This is a genomic window from Arthrobacter sp. N199823 (genome assembly GCF_002929705.1).
Classification (GTDB): Bacteria; Actinomycetota; Actinomycetes; order Actinomycetales; family Micrococcaceae; genus Specibacter.
The window spans coordinates 1-15,730 of sequence record NZ_PJIN01000012.1 but is presented as its reverse complement, the minus strand read 5'-3'; the positions used below and the strand labels follow the sequence as shown (position 1 = coordinate 15,730).

Genomic DNA, 15,730 nt, shown 5'->3' with positions numbered 1-15,730 from the left:
GCGTTTGGAGTTTTTGGCGCGACGCTGCACCACCTTTTGGGGAGCGTTCTGAATTAAGGTTCACCGTGTTGCAGATTAGCCGCCGGAGGCAAAGCCTGATGTAATGGCGGGGTCTTTCAGGGGCTGCTTCAGGGCGTCCCTGATGCGCAGGACTGCCTCCTTGAAACCGTCAGCGTAGTCTTCCTGAGTGAATACGAGGACTGTCCAACCGGCATCTTGGAAGGCTTTGTTCCGGCGCCGGTCCCTGTGACGCTGCAGCTCTTCCAAGTGGTGTGCGCCGTCGTATTGCAGGGCGATGCGCCGTCCACGATAGCCGGCATCGGCGGAAGGGGCGCCTTGGCGGTCCCAGAGGCTGATCTGCAGTTCCGGTTCGGGCAGTCCGGCGTCGAGCATGGCCAGCCGCAGGAGGGTTTCGGGGCTGGAATCAGAACCCACACGCATGAGCCCAAGGGCCTCGCGGGCCCGGACGATGCCCTGCAAGTTGGAATGGCGTCCCACCAACTTCCACAGCCCGTTTAGGGTGGCGAAGGCTGTGCTGCGGTCTTCAAATTCCGGCCGGGGCATGCGGACTAGCTGGTCACCCATGCAGACCAGGTCCGGCAGGGGCAGGATGCGGGCCATGTCCAGCCACGTGCGGGCGCGCGTGCTGATCCACAGGTCCCCAACCTGCTCCACTTCATCCGGACATGCCAGGACGTTGTGCCCCGTGATGCCGGTTCGCCGCACCTCCGGCAGCATCCTGGGTTTGCTCAGGTGCAGCTCGGCCGAGTCCGATAACCATGGGGGCAGAACCAACCCATGGATCCGTGCAGCTGAGACGTGGGAAATCCACGCGCCGGGGCTCTGTGCGCTGAGGGCCCTGGCAGCTTCCGTGAAATCAAAATCCCAGTCCGTGGGCCTGTGTATCCCCTGGCTGACCTGGACAAAGCCCTTGCCACGGAGCTGTTCAGAGGTCAAGCCCAGCTGCTTTGCTTCCGCAGCAGAGAAGGGTGCGTGGACGTTGGGGTGATCGTCGTTGGGCTCCATGTGTCCATTGTGGCCCGGAATTGAAATCCCTGGGTTGAGTTATCCACAGGGTACGGGGTAGGTGCCCCAAGCGGTGGTGCGGCGTCGGGCGAAACACCCCAATCGGTGGTGCGGCGTCGGGCGAAACACCCCAATCGGTGGTGCGGCGTCGGGCGAAACGCCCCAAGCGGTGGTGCGGCGTCGGGCGAAACACCCCAATCGGTGGTGCGGCGTCTCTAGCGGGGGGTGACGCCTAGCTTCAGGCCGGATAAGCCTCGCGGGCGCACGGCCAGCTTCCCAGCAATGCTCAGCAGGGTCTGCGCCGCCGGAGACTGCGGGTCTGAGAGCACAATGGGCATGCCTGCGTCCCCGCCCTCGCGCAAGGCCACATCCAGCGGGATCTGGCCCAGCAGCTCTACGGGTGAGTTCACTGTCTGGCTCAGTCGCTTGGCGAGAATGTCCCCGCCACCGGAACCGAACAATTCCATGGTGCTGCCGTCTGGAAGCGTCAAAAATGACATATTCTCAATGACGCCTGCAACCTTCTGCCCGGTCTGCACAGCAATGGCGCCGGCGCGTTCGGCCACATCGGCTGCGGCTGCCTGCGGCGTGGTCACGACCAGAATCTCTGCCTTGGGCAGGAGCTGCGCAACTGAAATAGCCACATCGCCCGTGCCCGGCGGAAGGTCAAGAAGCAGAATATCCAAATCACCGAAGTACACATCGCCCAGGAACTGTTCAAGGGCTCGGTGCAACATGGGGCCGCGCCAGGCGACGGGCTGGTTACCGGCCACGAACATGCCAATGGAAATGACTTTTACGTTGTGCGCGACGGGAGGCAGGATCATCTCGTCCACCCGTGTAGGTGACTGCGTGATGCCCATCAGTCCTGGCACAGAAAAGCCGTAGATATCGGCATCTACAATCCCCACGCGCAGACCCTTTGCCGCCAGTGCGCAGGCTAGGTTCACGGTGACCGTGGATTTCCCCACCCCGCCTTTGCCGCTGGCCACGGCATAGACGCGTGTCAGCGAGTCTTCGGCATTGAAGGGGATTCCACGCTCAGCGGCGCTTCCTTTGAGCTTTTCCTTGAGCTCTGCCCGCTGTTCGGCACTCATGACGATGAGTTCGACATCGACGTCGGTGACGCCGTCGAGCTTGGAAAGGGCCGCGGTGACGTCCCTGGTAATGGTTTCGCGCATCGGGCAGCCTGCAATGGTGAGCCGGATGACGGACTGGACCCGTCCGCCGTCGACCGCTTCAACCGAGGCCACCATCCCCAAATCGGTAATGGGGCGCCGCAGCTCAGGATCTATGACAGTAGCCAGCGCGGCGAGGAGGGCGGAATGCGACGGGGCGGTCATGGAATGCAGGGCCTTAAGAGTCAGTGGAGCGCTTCGAGGAAGCGCCCTTGGAAGATTTTTTAGCGGAGACGGTTTTCATGGCACTGGTGGCGGGTCGGCGTTTTAAGGTGCTCGGTTCCTTGGGGCCTCCGGCACTGTCTGAGTGATCGCCGTCGGAAAGTTCCTCGTCCTGAATCGCGATGAGTTCTTCGAGCAGACTTCGCAATTCCGAACGCACAAAATCGCGGGTGGCCACTTCACGCAACGAAATGCGCAGGGCCGCTACCTCGCGGGTTAGGTACTCGGTATCGGCCAGGTTGCGTTCATTGCGGGAACGGTCCTGCTCAATCTGGACCCTGTCCCTGTCATCCTGACGGTTTTGGGCCAGAAGGATCAGCGGAGCAGCGTAGGACGCCTGGGTAGAGAAAAACAGGTTCAACAAGATGAACGGGTAGGGATCCCACTTGAGCCCAAACAGACCAATGACGTTGATAGCGATCCAGACGATCACAAACACTGTCATGTAGAGGAGGAAGTTAGCGGTACCCATGTAACGGGCGAACCGTTCGGCGAAGCGGCCAAACAGATCAGGATCGCCGGCCAAATTGGGCAGGAGCCGCGACCTCAGCTCCATGGGGGTGTCGAGACCGCCGTCCTTAGCGTGGTGCCGCTCAGCCAATGCGTCCTCCTATTTTCTTGATGGGAGCGCCATCTTCATGGGTGCGCCAATCCTCGGGCAAAAGATGGTCCAGCAGGTCATCAACTGTCACAGCTCCCACCAGACGCCCTTCCTTGTTGACCACAGGAAGTGAGTTCAGGTTATAGGAGGCCATGATGTGACTGACAACTGAAATGTCATCGTGGTCCGAGACCGGCACCATGTTCTTATCCACTATGGTGCCGAGCTGTTCGGGTGGGGCGCTGCGCAGCAATTGTTGAATGTGCACCACGCCAAGGAAGCGGCCCGTGGGCGTCTCCAAGGGAGGGCGGCAGATAAAAATGGAGGAGGCCAATGCGGGGGAAAGGTCCTCGCTGCGCACATGAGCCAGAGCTTCGGCAACCGTCGCTTCCGGGGGCAGGATGACAGGAACCGGGGTCATTAAGGCGCCGGCAGTTCCCTCGTCATACTGGAGCAGCCGCCGGACGTCCTTGGCTTCATCAGGCTCCATGAGCAGCAACAGCTCTTCTGCCTTGGCTTGGGGGAGATCGGCCAAGAGGTCGGCGGCGTCGTCGGGGTCCATCTCTTCGAGCACATCGGCCGCACGCTCATTATCCAAAGCAGACAACAGGGTGACCTGGTCATCCTCTGGGAGCTCGGACATGACGTCGGCGAGGCGCTCATCTTGCAGTTCGCTCGCCACCTCGACGCGGCGCTTGTCGCTCATCTCTTGGAGGGCGTCGGCAAAGTCAGCGGGCTTGAGGTCCTCATGGGTGGCCACAAAGTAGGTGGCGCTTTGCGGTGCATCCGCGTCGTCGGCGCGGGCCTCGGACCAGTCGATGAGTACGGTGTGTCCACGGCGCAGCCCGCGCAGGCGGGACGTGGATGAACCGCGGCGCACGAACAGCTTTGTCACGAGCCAATCACCATTGCGTTGCTTGTCCATGGCGATGTCTTCAATGACAGCAAAGCCGCTGCCATCAACCAGGGTGACCTTGCGGTCAAAAATGCCACCCAGGACCAGCTGCTCGGCGCCTCGCTGTTCAAAGCGGCGCAAATTCACTAGCCCGGTACAGATGATCTGCGACTGGTCCATCGACGTCAGCCGGGTCATGGGCACAAAGACACGCTTCTTGCCCGGAACTTCCACCACGATGCCTACGGCGTGCGGGGCTGTCTGGGAGCCACGGCCCAGTACCACCACATCGCGAAGCTTGCCGAGCCTGTCGCCGAGGGGGTCAAAAACGTCCAGGCCCAGGAGACGGGCGACAAAGATGCGCGTAGGTTGAGTGTTCACATACCTAGGCTACTTGCCTTGCCCAGCATTGACCGAACGTATTGCACTGGTGGTGCGGGTGTCCTATGGCAGTTATTGGGGCGGCTGTAGGTGTGTGCGCAGGTGAGTTGAGCGGCAGCTTCGGGGCACTGTTCGTTTCACTACCAGCGATACTCCAGCCAACGTGCAGGAAGATGGGACAGAATGGGGGTATGGCAAACCTCTTTGGACGCTCCCGACCCTTGGATGAGGCCCGCATTGTTCCCGCTGGGGAAACAATCGGCTCTTATACTTCCTACCTGGATGCGCAGAAGGCCGTTGATTACCTGGCGGATGAGAAATTCCCTGTCCGGCACGTCTCCATTGTGGGCAACGACCTGAAGATGGTGGAGCGTGTCACCGGCAAGCTCAGTTACCCCCGGGTTGCGCTGACTGGTGCCATGACGGGTGCCTGGTTCGGCCTGTTCATTGGCGTGATGCTGAGCTTCTTTGACTCCGCCACTAATGCCGGCGCACCGTACATCAACGTGATCACCGCAGTCTTAATGGGCGCCGCCCTATGGATGCTGTTCGCGATCATTGGCTATGCCGCGCAGCGTGGCAAGCGTGACTTTACTTCCACCAACCAAGTGTTGGCTTCCAGCTACGACGTCATTGTCACCCCCGACGTTGCCATGGATGCACGCCGCATCTTGGCGCAGCTGCCCATGAATTCGAACGCCGCACGCCCCCAGAACAATCAGCTTCAGGGTTCGCAGGGATACCGTCCGCCAGTTCAGCCGCCCGTCTCCGGGCCGGCGCCGACTCGCCCCGAAGGCTGGCACGATCCTTACGCCCCGGCCGATCCTGCTGCCCCGGCGGGTTCCGCAGGCAATGCGCCCGCTGGCAATGAGCCGCAGAACGCCGGTCAGTCCAGCGCCGACCATTCCGCTACCGACCGCCCCGGTCAGGCGCCCTTGGATGGCCCGCGTCGCGGCCAGTTCCCTGACCTGCCGGACGGTCGGCCGCAATACGGCATTCGGGTGGATTCCCCGGCGCCTACCGCACCGGACAGTCCAGCCCATGAAGAGCAGGGCAACCCGACTCAGGGAGACAACCCGGAACGCTAAATCTTCCGCAGGCAAGGAACAATGCCGCCGCTCCCGTACATGCCGCAAGTAGACCGGCGGCAATGTAGGGAGCGGCGGCATTTTTGCGCATAGCACCCCTCACGTTGACTTTCCATAATAGAAAGTGATTAGCTTTCCGTTATGGAAAGCAATTCAGTGCGAGATGCACATGAGGCCCAAGCTGCATTGAATGCGATTGAAGGAGCTCGGGCGAGTGCGGCCGAGCGGCTCACCAGTCCGTGGTGGTACCACCCGATCCTGGGCCTGCTGGCGGCCGGCTTTGTGGTGAGTTACACACTTGGCGGGGTTTGGGTGATGCTCATTGTCTCCGTTGTGTACTTTGGAGGGCTAGGCATCCTCATGGGCAGCTACAAGAAGAGGACGGGAATGTGGATCAACGGCCTCAAGGCAGGTAAAGCCAGCTGGTGGACGCTTCCCCTGGCCGTGATCATGATCGCCGGCATGGGCGGTGCCTATTATTTGCATGCAGACCGGGGGCTCGATTGGCCAGCGTGGGTTGCTGGGATCATCGTTTTTGTTGCCGTGAATATTTTTGGCCGGCGTTTTGACGTGGCGCTGCGCAGTCAGCTGCGGCAAAGGGCATGAGTGCAGGGCTCAACGAGATCATTCATGCCAGCAACCGGCTGCAGATCTGCGCCTTTCTGAGCGGTGTTACGCAGGCAGAGTTTGGCTCCATCAGGGACATGCTGGGCGTGGCCGACTCCGTGACGAGCAAGCAGCTAAAAGTTCTTGAAGCAGCCGGATACGTGGTGCTGAGTAAGCCAACGGGCAAGGGCCGGGTCAAGACCTGGGTCGCGTTGACGCCGGAAGGAACCCGGGCCTACGAAGAGCACGTGGCGGCGCTGAAAGCGTTGATCGCTGGAGCCGGTGCGGGGGCCGTCGCCGGAGCCTGAACTGGAAACAACGACGACGGGAGGTCACCAATACACAAAAGGTGGCCTCCCGTCGTCGTGCTTCATAGCCGCAAGCCGGCCGCGGACGGATTAGCTGGTCAGGCTGGCCATCCAGGCTTCAACGGCGTCGGGCTCGCGGGGGAGGGCGGCGCTCAAGTTGACGGGGCCGTTGGCGGTGATGAGGATATCGTCCTCGATGCGCACGCCGTTGCCGCGGAACTCGGCCGGAATGGCCAGATCCTCGTCCTTGAAGTACAGGCCGGGCTCGATCGTGAAGACCATGCCTTCGGTGATGACGCCATCGAGGTACAGTTCGGCGCGGGCCTGGGCGCAATCGTGCACGTCCATGCCCAAGTGGTGGCTGGTCCCGTGCGGCATCCACCGGCGGTGCTGCTGGCCGTCAATGGACAGGGCAACCTCGGGCGTGACGGGCAGTAGGCCCCATGCTGCGAGGCGGTCTGCCAGAACTTCCATGGCTGCCGTGTGGACATCGCGGAACTTGCGTCCCGGAAGGGCCACGGCGAAAGCGGCGTCGGCTGCATCCAGAACGGCCTGGTAGATCTTGCGCTGCACCTCGGAGTACGTGCCGTTGATGGGCAGCGTGCGGGTGATGTCGGCGGTGTAGAGGGAATCGGCCTCGACGCCCGCGTCCACGAGTAGCAGCTGGCCCTCATTGACGGTTCCGGTGTTGCGGTTCCAGTGCAGCACGGTGGCGTTGTTGCCGGCGGCGGCGATGGTGTCGTAGCCCAGCTCGTTGCCTTCCTCGCGGGCCCGGGCAAAGAAGGCGCCTTCCACAACGCGTTCGCCGCGCTGGTGGGCAACTGCGCGCGGCAAAGCGCGGACGATGTCCTCGAAGCCGTTGATGGTTGCGCCGACAGCAATCTTCATCTGCTCGATTTCCCAAGCGTCCTTGATCAGGCGCAGCTCGGAGAGGGCCTCGGCCAGCTTGGCGTCCAATTCATCCAGAGCGCCAAAGTCCAAAGTGTCGGGGTTCGCTGCCGTGTTGTACCGGGCGGTGTCCACGAGAGCGTCAATGTTCTCATCAACCTTGCGCACCAGACGGATGGATGTCCCGCCAACGGAGGTTTCGCCAACATTCTTGGTGATGGCAACTTCAAGCTCGGTGACATCTGCGGTGGGCAGACCCAGCTGGGCCGCGAACTCGGGCAGGGTGGGGCGGCGGCCAATCCAGAACTCGCCGCTGCGGGAATCGGCGTAGAACGCCTTCGTGTCCCGGCCAGCCATGGGACGGAAGAACAGGGTGGCGAGGTGATTGCCGCCGTCGTCCCCTTTTCCGTCGGCAACCGGGTCCAGCACCAACACGGCGTCGGGCTCGTGGTCCACGCCCAATCCCGTCAGGTGTGCGAAGGCGGAGTGCGGACGGAAACGATAGTCGCAGTCATTGGAGCGAACCTTCAGCGGGCCGGCAGGAATGACCAGGCGCTCGCCCGGGAACTGCACAGAAATGGCACGACGGCGGCGCGCGGCGTGGTCTGCCACCTCGTCACGGGCCGGCAGCTGCGCTGATGAGGGCGCCCAGTTGGAGGCCATAAAGGTGCGGAAAGCATCCGAGTCGGGGCGGTGCGAACGGTTGTTCACGCGCTCCTCAAGGGGCTGCTCGCTCGAAGGGTCGGGGTGCACGGAGGATTGCTCAGTCTGGTTCACCCCTTAAGTCTCCCACCGCTTGCGCAAAGGGACAAAGGCACGTGCGGCGAGTCACCGTGCGGGAAGGGACGTAGTCTAGGAGCGTGAGGATCGATTTGCACGCACACTCAAATGTTTCTGACGGCACCCAGACCCCGGAGGTGCTGGTGGCTGCCGCTGCCGCTGCACGCCTTGATGTCATGGCCTTGACCGATCATGATTCCACCGATGGCTGGCCTGCCGCGCTCGCTGCCGCTCGCCAGCACGGCGTGGGGCTGGTGCCGGGGATGGAAATTTCCTGCAAGACGGCGCAGGGCATTAGCGTTCACCTGCTCTGCTATCTCCATGACCCCAGCAATGCGGCTCTGCTCGATGAGATCACCAAGGCCAAGGTAGCGCGCCTAACTAGGGCCGAGCACATGGTGGAGCGGCTGGCCGAGGATTACCCGCTGAACTGGGACGACGTCAGCGCCCATGTGGCACCCGGAGCCACCGTGGGCCGCCCCCACATTGCCGACGCCTTGGTTGCCGCCGGAATTGTTGCCGACCGCAACGAGGCATTCGCCAGCATCCTGACCTCCCATTCGCGCTACTTTGTCAGCCACTACGCGGTGGAGCCGGCGCTGGCCGTTGAATTGGTTCGCGCCGCCGGGGGAGTGCCCGTCTTTGCCCACCCCGTGGCATCGAGCCGGGGTCGGGTGGTGGCGCCCGAAACCTTCCATGACATGATCGACGCCGGACTCCTGGGTTTGGAGGTTGACCACCGGGACAATCCTCCCGAAGGACGCGCGTGGTTGCGGCAGCTTGCCCGGGAGCGGGGACTGATCACCACCGGCTCCTCCGACTATCACGGAGCCGGAAAACCGAACCTGCTGGGCGAAAACCTCACCTCGCCGGAGAACTTGGAACGGCTATTGGCGTACGGGACGGGAACCGCACCTCTCCTGCCGTAGCACCTATGGTTGCGTCATTGTTATCCCTTGCTGCACCTAAGCACCATGTTCGCTCACTAGGGCACTGCTACAGTGGACAGAGTTGATTGGTTCGATTGGGCAACTAAACCCTGCCCGTGAACCTGTTGTAGTCCCGTTGCCGGCTGAACGTCAGCCGTTGAATTTCCGGTAGTGAACTTTCGCTTTGGATGCGATTCACTTTGGGCCGCCTGCGCAGAATTATCTGCTTGCCTTGGCGGCTGGTCCCGGGCGGGAAAGTGCGCCCGCGAAGTCCTTCACCGGATTACTTTGAGCACCTTGTTGGGGCGGCGCACGCTGATTTTGGCGGAATGCCGGTGAATTCCGTCCTAGCGAGAGGACAAGTATGGTGCCGAATGGCGCAGGACTCCACCAGTTGGGGAGTTGGACAGTAATTGGCCTTTTAGTGCTGTTTTACGGTGGCACGCTGTTGATGACCTTTTTTATTGGTCGTAAGAATGAAAACGCCGACGGATACATGACCGCCGGTAACAAAGTTGGCTTCGGTATTTCAGCAGGCAGTATGACGGCGACGTGGATCTGGGCGTCGTCGATGTACGCTTCAGCCACCTCGGGCTACACCTACGGCATTTCCGGGCCCATCCACTACGGTTTGTGGGGCGCGTTGATGATCTTGTTCATCTACCCGTTCGGCAAACGAATCAGGGCTGTTGCCCCCAAGGCTCATACGCTGGCTGAAGTCATGCACGCCCGCCACGGCAAGTCCAGCCAGCTGATGCTGGCAGGCTCCAACATTGTTGGCTCCCTCATCAGCATCACCTCCAACTTCATTGCTGGTGGCGCGCTCATTTCCTTGTTGTCCCCGTTCAGCTTCACCCAGGGCATCTTGTTCATGGGTGGCGGTATTTTGCTGTACTCGCTGTGGTCTGGCTTCAGGGCATCGGTGCTGACAGACGCCGTGCAGGTGTTCGCACTCCTCGGTGCCGTGGTCATCATCATTCCTGTGGTGTTCTTTGCCGCGGGCGGCCCCGATATGTTTGTCACGGGTGCTAGCAAGCTCACCCCGCAGCAGTCCAACTTCTTCTCTTCTGAAGCTTTCCTGAACCAGGGTGCCCCGTACATTGCAGCAGTTCTGGCCTATGCCATTGGTAATCAGACCATTGCCCAGCGCCTGTTTGCTGTGCGTGAAGATCTGATCAAGAAGACGTTCGTCACGGCAACGGTGGGCTACGGCGCAACCATCATTGGCGTTGGCATGCTCGGCGTCATGGCCTTGTATGCCGGGATCGCCCCGCTGGATGGGGACTCGAACAACCTGATCCCGCAGATGGCTGCAACGTATTTGGGCCCGGTACTGCTGGGCGTATTCTTGATCATGATTGTCAGTGCCCTGTCCTCCACCGCGGACTCGGACCTCTCCGCCATGTCATCGATCGTGATGGCCGACGTCTATGGCCAGAACATTGCCAAGAAGGGTGAAGCGAACCCCAAGACCATGCTGTTCATTGGTCGCATCACCATGATTGTTGCCACTGGAGCCGGACTGTACTTTGCCAGTGGGAAACTGAACATCCTTGACCTCTTGGTCTTTGTTGGAGCACTCTGGGGCGCCTTGGTGTTCCCTGTTATTGCCAGCTTCTACTGGGAGAAGGTTACGAACAAGGCCTTCACGGTTTCCGTCTTGGTAGCACTTGCCTGCTTCCTGCCCGTCCGCTTTGGCTGGATCGCCCTAGACGGAGCCGCCGGCATCGTCGTCGACGTGCTCTCCGTCATCGGAATCGGTGTGGTCCTTGGCCTGATGGCGTTTGGCTTCTTCGGGCTGAAGATCGCCAAGATCGTGGCAGCCGTTGCCATCCTGGCCGCCGCACCCTTCGCCATCGGATTCCTGCATGATTACGCCGTGCTCTCAGGCTCGCTGGTGGCCTACGCTGTCAGCACCTTGGTGTGCTACTTCATGTGCTTCCGGAACAAGGCAAACTTTGATTTTGCCAGCATCAAGGAGCGCATTGGCGACTTCGACAACCGGGAGGAAGCCAACCCTGAGGGTTCCGGCTCACTTCTTGAAGAGAAAGCGTAGGAACCGGACATGAGCGTATTTTTTCTGACCCTGTATGTTCTCGTGTGGCCCGTGATCGTTTTTGGTGTGATCTATGTGCTCGGAAAAGCACTCTGGCAAGAGATCCGCGAAGCCAAACGCGAAGGCCGCCCGCTGATTTAGCCTCATAAACAAAAACCGGCCTCCCTGCAGACCTTGATAGGTCTGTAGGGAGGCCGGTTTTATTTACGACTGTTTAGGAATCAGCAGCCTTATCCATGACCTCGCCGTTACGGCGGCGGGTGCGGGTTCGGCGTGCACGGGGTGCGCCAGTCTCGGCAGGAGCGGAGGCTGCGGCAGCGGGAGTGGACTCGGCCGTCGCGGCAGCTGCAGAAGATGTTCGACGGCGGTTGCGGCCGGCGTCGTTCTTCTCGCCTGCGGGGGCATCATCGCGGCGGCGCTCACCATGGCGGGCACCTGAGCGGTTCCCTCCACGGTTACCGCCACGCTCGCCTTCGCGGGCCGCACCCTCGCGGGATCCGCCTTCGCGGGGTCCGCGGCCCGAATCCTGCTTGGGTGAGTTGCGCTTGCCAGTCTCGCCCAGGTCTTCCAAAACCTCCGCGTTGATGCCGGCATGCGTGCGCTTATCGCGCGGCAGGCGGCCCTTGGTGCCAACCGGGATGTCCAGATCAGAGTAGAGGTGCGGGGAGGAGGAGTACGTCTCGATGGGCTCGGGAACGCTCAGGCCTAGGGCCTTGTTGACAAGTGCCCAGCGCGGCATGTCGTCCCAGTCCACGAACGTGACGGCCGTGCCCTTATTGCCGGCGCGGCCCGTACGGCCCACACGGTGCAGGTAAATCTTCTCGTCTTCAACGCACTGGTAATTGACCACGTGCGTCACGTCATCAACGTCGATGCCGCGGGCGGCAACGTCTGTGGCGACCAGGACATCAACCTTGTTGTTGCGGAAGGCACGCAGTGCTTGCTCGCGGGCACCCTGACCCAGATCGCCGTGGATGGCGGCTGCGGCGAAACCGCGGTCAACCAATTCCTCAGCAACCTTGGCAGCGGTGCGCTTGGTCTTAGTGAAGATGATGGAGCGGCCGCGACCGTTGGCCTGCAGGATGCGGGCCAGAACCTCAATCTTGTCCAGGTTGTGGGCCCGGTAGATCAACTGGCGGATATCGCGCTTGGTCAGACCTTCGTCGTCGGGATCGGCGGCACGGATGTGCGTGGGCTGCGTCATGTAGCGGCGCGCCATGGCAACCACCGGGCCGGGCATGGTGGCCGAGAAGAGCATGGTCTGGCGCACCGCCGGGGTGCCTGCAATCAACGTCTCAACATCGGGCAGGAAGCCCAGATCCAGCATTTCGTCGGCCTCGTCGAGGATGACCATGCGGACGTGCTTGACGTTAAGGTGGCGTTGCTTGAGCAAGTCGATCAGCCGGCCGGGGGTGCCCACAATCAGCTCAACACCCTTTTGCAACGCCTCGACCTGGGGCTCGTAAGCACGCCCACCATAGATGGTGGCGATGCGGATTCCACGGTGCTTGGAGGCAGTGGTGAGGTCGCCGGCGACCTGGACTGCGAGCTCACGGGTGGGCACGATGATCATGGCCTGGGGTGCGCCCGGGGCAGCGAGCTTGGCAAAGCCCTCATCCTTCGGGGCAACGATGCGGTTCAACGCGGGGATGCCGAAGCCCAGGGTCTTGCCGGTTCCGGTCTTAGCCTGGCCAATGATGTCATGACCTGTCAGTGCGATGGGCAGCGTCATGGCCTGAATGGGGAAGGGGTGGTTGATCCCGGCTTCAGTCAGCGAGGAAACAATCTCATGGTGCACGCCAAAGCTGGCGAACGTTTCCTTCTCTTCCTGACGCGGCGGTTCGTTGCTGCTCAGTGTGCCGTCAATCTCAACGTTTTCGTTGCTGTCTTCTGCCTGCAGAAGGGAATCAGTTTCAATGCTCAAATGCTTACCATTCAATTCGTCTATACAAGGTGCTGCTAACCGGGCTCAACGCTGGCACAAGAGGCCTTACGGAACAGGCGAATAGCGGCACTATCTTAGGGAAGCCGATCGCGGGCTTGCAATTTCGTGCCATTCCGACGCCACAAACGGCAGGTGCGGGAAGAGCTGATAAGACGCGCGTAGGGGCGGGCTTGTTGAATCAAAAACTAATAATCAACGACCGGGCATCCATGTCTACATGTTTAGTCTAGCGGCACCGCCTAATTTTGCGGCGACGCCACAAATTTAATGCTCCGCTTGGCAATATCCACGGAGGCCAGCGTCACCCGCACCACCGTGCCGGGTTCCAGATCGCCGTCGCAGTACGCGGTGACGGCAGGCTCCTGGATCTGGATGGAACTGCGGGCTGCGGCGACCTTGGAACCGTGTCCGTTCTTTTTTGGCCCGGCAAGGACCACAGCGTCAAATTCGCTTCCGACGCGATGACTTAACAGTGCCGCTTCCACAGTGTCGATGGCAGCCCGGTCAACCTTATTGGCTAGTTGATTCGAGGCAGCCATGATCTCTGGCAGCTCATCGAGCGCTGCAATTGCCCAGTCCGGCACCTCGTCCTTGGCGCACAATGAAGCACAGATGGCCAGAACAAATCTGTCCACCAGACGCCGCAAGGGTGCGGTGGTGTGGGCGTAGGGTGCGGCAACTGCTGCCTGCAACACGTGCTCGGGCACCTCGCCATTGAAGGGCGTGTAACCGGCGCCGCGGAACAGCGTCGTGGCAGCATGCATCAAGGCTAGGTGCTTGGGATCGGCCGTGTTCAAGGTACGCAAGTAAGCGCCATAGGCCAGATCCTCGCCCCACGGTTCGCCGAGCGCCACGCTCTGCAACCGGTATGCGGCAATGGCCTCTTCGTCGGGAGCGGGCATGGTGCGTAGGATCCCCACCTTGCCCTCAATCATGACCTGGGCCGCGGCCATCCCTGTGAGGAGGGAAATCTGTGCGTTCCAGTCTTCAATGGGCAGATTGGGACGGAACTTCAGCACGTACTTGCCGTCGACAAACTCAACTTCCTGTGCGGGCACGTTCAGGCTGGCACCACCTCTGGCCCGTTCCAGCGCGATGCGCTTTGTCCCAATCTCAGCCAACAGCGCCAAGATGCCGGCGACGGCGGCCGGTGCGGTCCCGGCGTCGTGCATCTCTCGTGCCTCTTCATAGCCGAGCTTGGCAATGCTTTGCACGGTGGCGCGCCGGACGGTGGCGGAGCTCTGGGAGCCATCCGCGTCAAGGTGGATCTCCCAGACATAGGCCGAGCGCGGATCATTGGCGAAAAGACTCGCCGCACCCTCGCTCAAAGGCAGCGGATGCAAGGGAATGCGCTGGCCGGGGGTGTAAACGGTCTGGCCCCGGCGGCGCGTCTCGGCATCCAGCGGCCCACCAGCGGGGACAAAGGAGGGTACATCGGCAATGGCGTAATGGACCACATACCCGTCCCCGCTACGCTCCAGGTACATGGCCTGATCCAGATCCTGGGAGCTGGGCGGGTCAATGGTGATGAAGGGCAGCGCTGTCAGATCCGGAGCCGGCAATTGATGGCCGGCGATGACAGCATCCACTTCTGCCAGCACGTCCGCACCGAAACCGTCGGGCAACTTGAATTCATCACTCAAAGCCGCGAGGGCCTGGGCTAGGGACTGTTGGGCGGCGCTACTTCTGACGCCAATATGTGAGTACGGCACAGCTTCAGCGTAAACGATTCGCGTGCCGGAACAAGGGCGGCGCGGCACGGACTACGCTGGTGCTTATGAGTATTTCAGCATCCGAGCCCGACGACTCCGTTTCTGCAGGCGAATTGAGCGCCCGATACGACAACTTCGTGGTGGATCTGCTGGGCAGTATTGCGTACGGCGAGCTCTCCGCCTTTGAACGGCTGGCCACTGATGCCAGTCATTCACCGTCCTTGTCAGACAGGGCCGTGCTAGGCAAAATGGCCGTCTCCGAGTTTGGTCACTATGAGGCCATGTGTGCCCGGCTGCAGGAGATGGGCATGGACCCGGAACTGGCCATGTCCCCGTACAAGCGCATGGTTGATGCCTTCCACGAGCGCACCCGACCCGCCGATTGGCACGAATCGTTGATGAAGGCGTACGTGGTGGAAGCCATTACGGAAGAGTTCTACGCCGCCATCGCCGAGCATCTGGATGAGCCCACCCGCGCCGTCATCGCCGCCGTTCGCACCAGCGATGAGCAGAACGATCTGCTGACCAAGCTCTTAAAGAACATGCTGGCGCAGGACCCGCGGCTCTCATCCCGCTTGGCGTTGTGGGGCCGTCGCCTCGTGGGGGAGGCCCTGACCCAAGTGCAGCGCATCGGCGCCAAGCACAGCTTCCTGGTGGGATTGCGCCCCGACGGTACCCAGGAGGCTGCCGCAGCTGAGGTTTCGAAAATACTCAGCACCCTGACCCGCAACCATTCCAAGCGCATGAGCCAGCTGGGACTGACAGCCTAAGGTTTCTTCCTGCGTAGACCCGGCATGGGGCCGGGCATCGTGTTACGGACGCTGCGAATTGGGATGTGGTGAACGGAGCCCCTCGGGCCGTTAGCGCCTGCCAGCCTCCCCGCCGCTCGCTTCTCCCCGCCCGCTCCCATTGCTCGCTTCGCTCGCACTGGGTCCCTCGCGGGCGTGGCCCGTTATCTTTTTGATAGTCCCTAGAAAGAGGATCATAGGGATTGTCGGCCGACCAATCTCGGCATGGTGTCTTGCCCCTGTCTATCCAATGATCCGAATCTTCTATATCTGTCAAGCCGCGATTGTGGTCGTGTTGTCCGGGGCGTGGAGCGCGTTCAGCAGGCG

14 protein-coding genes are annotated in these 15,730 nt (G+C 61.4%); 7 read left to right on the top strand and 7 right to left on the bottom strand.

Going from position 1 to position 15,730, the window contains the following annotated elements; translation table 11 throughout:
- Window positions 1-75: 75 nt before the first annotated feature.
- The 4 genes from CXQ93_RS17860 to CXQ93_RS17845 all read right to left on the bottom strand — a co-directional run bounded on the left by CXQ93_RS17860 (window position 76) and on the right by CXQ93_RS17845 (window position 4,303).
- Complete coding sequence (locus CXQ93_RS17860) at window positions 76-1,026, bottom strand: hypothetical protein (RefSeq protein WP_104111770.1); 951 nt, start codon at window positions 1,024-1,026, stop codon at window positions 76-78.
- 215 nt (window positions 1,027-1,241) lie between these two features.
- Entirely contained in the window at window positions 1,242-2,369 is a 1,128-nt protein-coding gene (locus CXQ93_RS17855) for an Mrp/NBP35 family ATP-binding protein (protein ID WP_104111769.1), read from the bottom strand.
- A gap of 13 nt (window positions 2,370-2,382) precedes the next feature.
- On the bottom strand, window positions 2,383-3,027 hold the full coding sequence (locus tag CXQ93_RS17850) for a DUF1003 domain-containing protein (RefSeq protein ID WP_374953424.1): 645 nt from the start codon (window positions 3,025-3,027) through the stop codon (window positions 2,383-2,385).
- A complete protein-coding gene (locus tag CXQ93_RS17845) occupies window positions 3,020-4,303 on the bottom strand; it encodes a magnesium transporter MgtE N-terminal domain-containing protein (protein WP_104111768.1) in 1,284 nt (427 codons plus the stop codon). Before CXQ93_RS17845 ends, CXQ93_RS17850 begins: the two co-directional genes overlap by 8 nt.
- A gap of 191 nt (window positions 4,304-4,494) precedes the next feature.
- Here CXQ93_RS17845 and CXQ93_RS17840 point away from each other — a divergent pair, with 191 nt between their 5' ends.
- From CXQ93_RS17840 to CXQ93_RS17830, 3 genes are all read left to right on the top strand, one after another.
- Entirely contained in the window at window positions 4,495-5,391 is an 897-nt protein-coding gene (locus CXQ93_RS17840; RefSeq protein ID WP_181036208.1) for a general stress protein, read from the top strand.
- Window positions 5,392-5,532: 141 nt separating this feature from the next.
- Window positions 5,533-5,997 (top strand): hypothetical protein, encoded by a 465-nt coding sequence (locus CXQ93_RS17835; RefSeq protein ID WP_104111767.1) that lies wholly within the window; start codon window positions 5,533-5,535, stop codon window positions 5,995-5,997.
- On the top strand, window positions 5,994-6,305 hold the full coding sequence (locus tag CXQ93_RS17830; protein ID WP_104111766.1) for a transcriptional regulator: 312 nt from the start codon (window positions 5,994-5,996) through the stop codon (window positions 6,303-6,305). Before CXQ93_RS17835 ends, CXQ93_RS17830 begins: the two co-directional genes overlap by 4 nt.
- 90 nt (window positions 6,306-6,395) lie before the next feature.
- On the opposite strand, the gene CXQ93_RS17825 is transcribed toward CXQ93_RS17830, so the two are convergent.
- Window positions 6,396-7,970 carry an aminopeptidase P family protein gene (locus CXQ93_RS17825; RefSeq protein WP_104111765.1) on the bottom strand — a complete coding sequence of 525 codons (1,575 nt, stop codon included), beginning with the start codon at window positions 7,968-7,970 and terminating at the stop codon, window positions 6,396-6,398.
- An 83-nt stretch (window positions 7,971-8,053) separates the two neighbouring features.
- Between CXQ93_RS17825 and CXQ93_RS17820 the strand changes: the two genes are divergently transcribed.
- The 3 genes from CXQ93_RS17820 to CXQ93_RS20895 all read left to right on the top strand — a co-directional run bounded on the left by CXQ93_RS17820 (window position 8,054) and on the right by CXQ93_RS20895 (window position 11,099).
- Window positions 8,054-8,902 (top strand): PHP domain-containing protein, encoded by an 849-nt coding sequence (locus CXQ93_RS17820; RefSeq protein WP_104111764.1) that lies wholly within the window; start codon window positions 8,054-8,056, stop codon window positions 8,900-8,902.
- A 364-nt stretch (window positions 8,903-9,266) separates the two neighbouring features.
- Window positions 9,267-10,958 (top strand): sodium:solute symporter family protein, encoded by a 1,692-nt coding sequence (locus tag CXQ93_RS17815; RefSeq protein ID WP_104111763.1) that lies wholly within the window; start codon window positions 9,267-9,269, stop codon window positions 10,956-10,958.
- 9 nt (window positions 10,959-10,967) lie between these two features.
- Window positions 10,968-11,099 carry a putative transporter small subunit gene (locus tag CXQ93_RS20895; protein ID WP_219817384.1) on the top strand — a complete coding sequence of 44 codons (132 nt, stop codon included), beginning with the start codon at window positions 10,968-10,970 and terminating at the stop codon, window positions 11,097-11,099.
- Window positions 11,100-11,172: 73 nt separating this feature from the next.
- On the opposite strand, the gene CXQ93_RS17810 is transcribed toward CXQ93_RS20895, so the two are convergent.
- Together CXQ93_RS17810 and CXQ93_RS17805 are read right to left on the bottom strand one after the other, a co-directional pair.
- Window positions 11,173-12,876 (bottom strand): DEAD/DEAH box helicase, encoded by a 1,704-nt coding sequence (locus CXQ93_RS17810; protein ID WP_374953425.1) that lies wholly within the window; start codon window positions 12,874-12,876, stop codon window positions 11,173-11,175.
- Window positions 12,877-13,142: 266 nt separating this feature from the next.
- A complete protein-coding gene (locus tag CXQ93_RS17805) occupies window positions 13,143-14,615 on the bottom strand; it encodes an RNB domain-containing ribonuclease (protein ID WP_104111761.1) in 1,473 nt (490 codons plus the stop codon).
- Window positions 14,616-14,680: 65 nt separating this feature from the next.
- On the opposite strand from CXQ93_RS17805, the gene CXQ93_RS17800 reads away from it, so the two are divergent.
- Window positions 14,681-15,385: a ferritin-like fold-containing protein gene (locus CXQ93_RS17800; protein ID WP_104111760.1), complete on the top strand. Its 705-nt coding sequence runs from the start codon at window positions 14,681-14,683 to the stop codon at window positions 15,383-15,385.
- Window positions 15,386-15,730 lie beyond the last annotated feature (345 nt).

Bases quoted from the DNA above. Each gene is read 5' to 3' on its own strand.
- CXQ93_RS17840 (WP_181036208.1), top strand. From the start codon at position 4,495: ATGGCAAACCTCTTTGGACGCTCCCGACCCTTGGATGAGGCCCGCATT.
- CXQ93_RS17855 (WP_104111769.1), bottom strand. From the start codon at position 2,369: ATGACCGCCCCGTCGCATTCCGCCCTCCTCGCCGCGCTGGCTACTGTC.
- CXQ93_RS17830 (WP_104111766.1), top strand. From the start codon at position 5,994: ATGAGTGCAGGGCTCAACGAGATCATTCATGCCAGCAACCGGCTGCAG.
- CXQ93_RS17815 (WP_104111763.1), top strand. From the start codon at position 9,267: ATGGTGCCGAATGGCGCAGGACTCCACCAGTTGGGGAGTTGGACAGTA.
- CXQ93_RS17800 (WP_104111760.1), top strand. From the start codon at position 14,681: ATGAGTATTTCAGCATCCGAGCCCGACGACTCCGTTTCTGCAGGCGAA.
- CXQ93_RS17835 (WP_104111767.1), top strand. From the start codon at position 5,533: ATGGAAAGCAATTCAGTGCGAGATGCACATGAGGCCCAAGCTGCATTG.
- CXQ93_RS20895 (WP_219817384.1), top strand. From the start codon at position 10,968: ATGAGCGTATTTTTTCTGACCCTGTATGTTCTCGTGTGGCCCGTGATC.
- CXQ93_RS17860 (WP_104111770.1), bottom strand. From the start codon at position 1,026: ATGGAGCCCAACGACGATCACCCCAACGTCCACGCACCCTTCTCTGCT.